The 4617-nt window shown below is 77.2% G+C and carries 4 protein-coding genes; 2 read left to right on the forward strand and 2 right to left on the reverse strand.

Annotated features, from left to right (window positions below; all coding sequences use genetic code 11):
* Positions 1-110: 110 nt before the first annotated feature.
* Positions 111-665, forward strand: a complete 555-nt coding sequence (locus tag AC0IVP_RS21700) for a hypothetical protein (RefSeq protein WP_471759249.1) — start codon at positions 111-113, stop codon at positions 663-665.
* Positions 662-1042 carry a hypothetical protein gene (locus AC0IVP_RS21705; RefSeq protein WP_471759250.1) on the forward strand — a complete coding sequence of 127 codons (381 nt, stop codon included), beginning with the start codon at positions 662-664 and terminating at the stop codon, positions 1040-1042. The genes AC0IVP_RS21700 and AC0IVP_RS21705 overlap by 4 nt, the downstream gene beginning before the upstream one ends.
* Here the strand turns inward: AC0IVP_RS21705 and AC0IVP_RS21710 are convergent.
* Both AC0IVP_RS21710 and AC0IVP_RS21715 read right to left on the reverse strand, forming a co-directional pair.
* Positions 1031-1936, reverse strand: coding sequence for an SDR family NAD(P)-dependent oxidoreductase (locus tag AC0IVP_RS21710; protein ID WP_471759251.1), 906 nt, complete (start codon positions 1934-1936; stop codon positions 1031-1033). The genes AC0IVP_RS21705 and AC0IVP_RS21710 overlap by 12 nt on opposite strands.
* A 14-nt stretch (positions 1937-1950) precedes the next feature.
* Positions 1951-4323: a GAF domain-containing SpoIIE family protein phosphatase gene (locus tag AC0IVP_RS21715; protein ID WP_471759252.1), complete on the reverse strand. Its 2373-nt coding sequence runs from the start codon at positions 4321-4323 to the stop codon at positions 1951-1953.
* Positions 4324-4617: the final 294 nt, after the last annotated feature.

The following is a 4617-nucleotide window of genomic DNA, read 5'->3' on the forward strand; positions in this document are numbered from 1 at the left end:
AGACAGGGCAGGGGCAGGGGCAGGGGCACACCGGCCCGCAGGGACACGTCCCGCCCGGCCCGCAGGCGACCGGCCCGCACGCGACCGGTCCGCAGGGTCCGCCGCCCGGGATGACCGGGCCCCAGGAGTACCGGCTGCCGCAGGGCTACGACCCGGCCTACCCGGCCGCGCCGACCGGCCCGATGGACTGGGTCCCCGGCTTCCCGGGCGAGCAGCCCCCGCCGCACCCCAGCGCCCCGGTCGGCAGCGCCCAGGGTCAGGCTCACGACACCGGCCGCGCCCCCCGGGTCAGCGCCTCGCAGCGCACCCCCGCCGACCGGGCCACGCTGACCGCCACCGTGCTCGGGGTGCTCGGTCTCGTCGTCCTGGAGCTGGGCCTGTCGCTGTCCTTCGGCCTCGGGTCCTCCGTCTGGTCGGCGCTGCCCACCTGGTCGGGGTTCGCGACCCTGGCTGCGCTGGTCGCCCTGGTGCCGTTCGTGCCCAGCCGCGGTGGGCTCAGCCGCCGCCAGGCCTGGCAGGTCGGCGCGGCCGGCGGCGCCGGGCTGCTGCTGTTCTGGGTGCTCGTCGTGCTCCCGGGCGTGGCCACCGACCAGGGCTTCGTGCTGACCGCCGGGGTGGCGCTGTCGGCCGGTGCGCTCTGGCTGGTGCACGACCGCCGGAAGTGACGGACACCGCGGGTCACGCCCCGGCCGGGCCGCGCGCCCGGCTGCTGCTCGCCGTCGCCGGGGTGCTCGGCGTGCTGTCCCTGGGCCTGCCCTGGGGTGTGCTGCCCGGGACCGCCCACCCGGCCCGGGTCGCCGTTCTGGGCGCGGCGGTGCTGGCCGTGCTGGCCCTGCGCACCGGCCGCGCCCGGCTGCTCACCGCGGCTGCGGCCGTCGGCGCGGTGGGCGTCCTGCTGGGCGGTCTGGACGCGACCCCCGGCCGGCTGGCCCTGGCCGGTGCCGTCGCCTGCCTGGTCCTCGCCGCACTGGCCGAGCGGTCCCCGGCTGCGGCCCCAGAGGCCCGCTCAGAGACCTGCTCAGAGGCCTGCTCAGAGGCCTAGCCGCACCCCGGTGGCCCGCTCGGCGGCGGCCACGAACCGCGCCCCGGCGACCTCGTCGCGCACGTGGGCGCGGGCGCGGCTCGGTGCCGGGCGGCCGGTCATCTCCTGCCAGCCGCCGGGACCCCAGTACTCCCCGCCGCGGACGCCGTCCCCGACGCAGGCGTGCACCAGCGGCCAGGCGCCGGCGTCCTTGCCCTGGGCGAAGGCCCGGGCCGGCTGCGCGACCACCCGCAGCGGCACCGCGACCTCGTTGACGCCGCTGCGCTGCGGTGTCGACGAGTCCAGCGCGAAGCCGGGGTGGGCGGCCAGGGCCAGGGCATCGCGCCCGACGGCCCGGAACCGGCGGTCCAGCTCGAACGCGAACGCCATGGCCGCGGTCTTGGACCGGCCGTACTGCCGGAAGGACCGGAACCCACGCTCGGCCTGCAGGTCGGCGGGGTCCAGCGGCGACCACCGGTGGGCGATGGAACCGACGGTGACCACGCGGCCGCCGGGACGCAACCGGTCCAGCAGGGCCGCGACCAGCGCCACGTGCCCCAGCGCGTTGCCGCCCATCATCAGCTCGAACCCGTCGGCGGTGGTCTGCCGACCGCGGGTCTCGGTCACCCCGGCGTTGCACAGCACAGCGTCCAGCCCGACGTCGACGGCGGCCGCGCAGGCGGCGACCGAGGCCAGGTCGGCGACGTCGAGGGACAGCACGTCCAGCCGGGCGCCCGGCACCCGCTCCCGGACGGCGGCCACGGCCGCGGCGGCCCGGGACGCCGACCGGCAGGCCAGCAGCACCTGCGCCCCGCGCGCGGCCAGCTGCTCGGTGGCCCAGTAGCCGAGCCCGGCGTTGGCGCCGGTCACCAGCACGGTGCGGTCGGTCAGGTCGGGCAGCACGGGTGCGGGCACCCGGCGATCATGCGTCAGACGAGTGCGCTGTGCCCGGCCGGGACCTGCTCGGGGCCGGCCGATGCGGGCCGCGGCTGGTCCTCGGGGTGCGCCCGGATGGCCAGCAGGGCCACGTCGTCGTCGACCCGGCCGGACAGCTCGGCGAGCACCCGGTCGCAGAGGTCCTCCAGCGGCAGGTGGCGCAGCTCCACCAGCAGGTCCGACAGCCAGGTGATGCCCTCGTCGATGGCGACGCCGCGGCGCTCGACCAGGCCGTCGGTGTAGAGCAGCACGGTCGCCCCGGGCTCGAGCACCCGCTCGTGGTCGCCGCGGGACCGCTCCGGGTCCACGCCCAGCAGCAGGTCGGGGCGGGCCTCCAGCAGCTCGACCCGGCCGTCGGGGTGCAGCAGCAGCGGCGGGGGGTGCCCGGCGTTGGTCCAGCGCAGCACCCGCTCCCCGCGGGCGGCGTCGTCCGGGGTCTGCTCGACCGTCGCCAGCACGGCGGTGGCCAGCGTGCCGACGTCCAGGTCGCGCATGGCGCGGTCCAGGCCGGTGACGATCTCCGCCGGCGTCCCGCCACGGCTGTGCGCGACCCCGCGGAGCACGTTGCGCACCTGGGCCATGGCGGCCGCGGCGTAGGAGTCGTGCCCGGTGACGTCGCCGATGACCAGCACCGTGCGGCCGTCGCCGAGCAGGAAGCTGTCGTACCAGTCGCCGCCGACCTGGGCCTGACGCGCGGCCGGCAGGTAGCGGACGGAGACCTGCAGGTGGTCGGGCTCCGGGGGCTCGGACAGCAGGCTGCGCTGCAGCGCCTCGACGGTGCCGGCCAGCGCCCGCAGCGCGGTCCGCTCGGCCTGCCGGGTGAGCACCCGGTCCAGGGCCTGCGCGCACTGGGCGGCGAAGGCGGTGACGACCTCGAACTCCTCGGCGGTGAAGGCCTGCGGGTGCGCCCACCCCACGGTGAGCGAGCCGCGGATGCGGCCGCCGGTGCGCAGCGGCAGTGCCACCCAGGCCTGCGCCCCGGTCTGCTCCACGACCGGGCCCATGTCGGGGGTGAACGCGAGGGACTCCGCGGCGTCGTGCAGCACCACCGTGCGGCCCTCCCGGGCGGCCACGCAGGCCGGCAGCGGGCCGTCGAGCGGAAGCACGCCGTACTGGTCCTGGGTGCCCTCGCCCAGCCCGTCGGTGATGGCCAGCCGGAGCTCCTGCTCCTCCTCGTCCAGGACCGCGACGGCACCACCGTCGGCACCCAGCGCCGACAGTCCCTGCTCGACGACGACGCGGGTCAGCGCGACGACGTCCTCGGTGCGGGACAGCGCGATGGCGACCTCGGCGATGGTGGCCAGCCGGCGGGCGCTGCGCAGCTCGGCCTCGCGGGTCTGGATCCGGTCCAGCGCCTGCGCGCACTGCGCCGCGAACGCGACGAGCACCTCGACCTCGGCGGGCAGGAAGGCCTGCGGCTGCGCCCAGGAGACGGTGAGGCAGCCGGTCACCCGGCCGCCGGAGTGCAGCGGCAGGCTGGCGAACGCGACCGAACCGGTGGCCTCGACGACGCCGGCCATCTCCGGGGTGAACGCCAGGCAGGCCGCCCGGTCGGCCAGCAGCACCGGCTGCCCGGTGCGGGTGGCCACGCTGACCGGCAGCGGGCCGTCGAGCGGGACCTCGCCGTAGGCCCGCTGGGTGGCCTCGCCGCCGAGCTCCGAGGAGATGAGCGAGCGCAGCACGTCGCCGTCCCGGACCGCTACCGCGCCCCCGGGGGAGCCGAAGACGGCCATGCCCTCACCGGTGACGGTGGCCAGCAGCTGGTCGACGGTCTCGGCCCCGGCCAGCCGCAGCGCGACGGTGCTCAGCGCGGCCAGCCGGCTGGCGCTCAGCGCCTCGGCGTCCCGTGCCGCGGTCAGCTCGACACCGCGGGCGTACAGGTCGGACTCGACCTCCAGCACCCGCCGCTGCCAGTCCTCGCTGGAGTGGCCCCCGGCCTGGGCCCGGCGCTGCTCGAGCACGTAGTCGGTGACGTCCTCGGCGCGCTGCACCACGTGGGTGCACGTGCCCCCGGCGTCGAGCACCGGGGTGCTGATCAGGCTCCAGAAGCGCTGGGAGAACCCACCCCTGCCGTCGGGGATGGCGTACTCCTGCAGCGGCATCACGTCGGGGACCCTGGTGTCGCGGGCCCGCTCGAAGGAGGCCTGCACCTTGCTGACGCCGCCGTCGGTCTCGGAGTCGCTGGGCCCCGCCGGGAACGCGTCGAAGACGTGGCGACCGACCAGCTCGTCCCGGACCCGCCCGGTGGTGGCGAGGTAGGAGGGGTTGGCGTCGACGATCGTGAGCCCGGCGTCCATCACCAGGTAGGGCGTGGGGATGGCCCGGAAGACGGCCTCGAAGTCGACCTCGGCTGCTGCGCCGGCCACCGTCCCACCCCCTCGCCTCGCCCGGACCCGGGTCCGGGCGGTCCCGCAGAGGTTAGCCCGGGTCACCGACACTCCCGGGGAGAACGACGACCGGGGCACGCCAGCAGGGCCCGGGGCGCGACGGGACGGGTCAGTCGTCGTCCTCGTCGTCCCGACCGCCGCCGTTCCCGTTGCCGTTCCCACCGCCGTTCCCGTTCCCACCGCCGTTCCCGTTCCCCCCGCCGTTCCCGTTCCCACCGCCGTTCCCGCCGCCGCCGGGCCGGTCCTGGGTGGGGGCCGGGGCGACGGTGGGCT

The sequence above is a fragment of the Klenkia sp. AC732 genome (assembly GCF_979256525.1).

What these genes read in the sequence shown, in the direction of transcription:
- AC0IVP_RS21700 (WP_471759249.1), top strand. Translation starts at nt 111, where the DNA reads ATGACCGGGCCCCAGGAGTACCGGCTGCCGCAGGGCTACGACCCGGCC.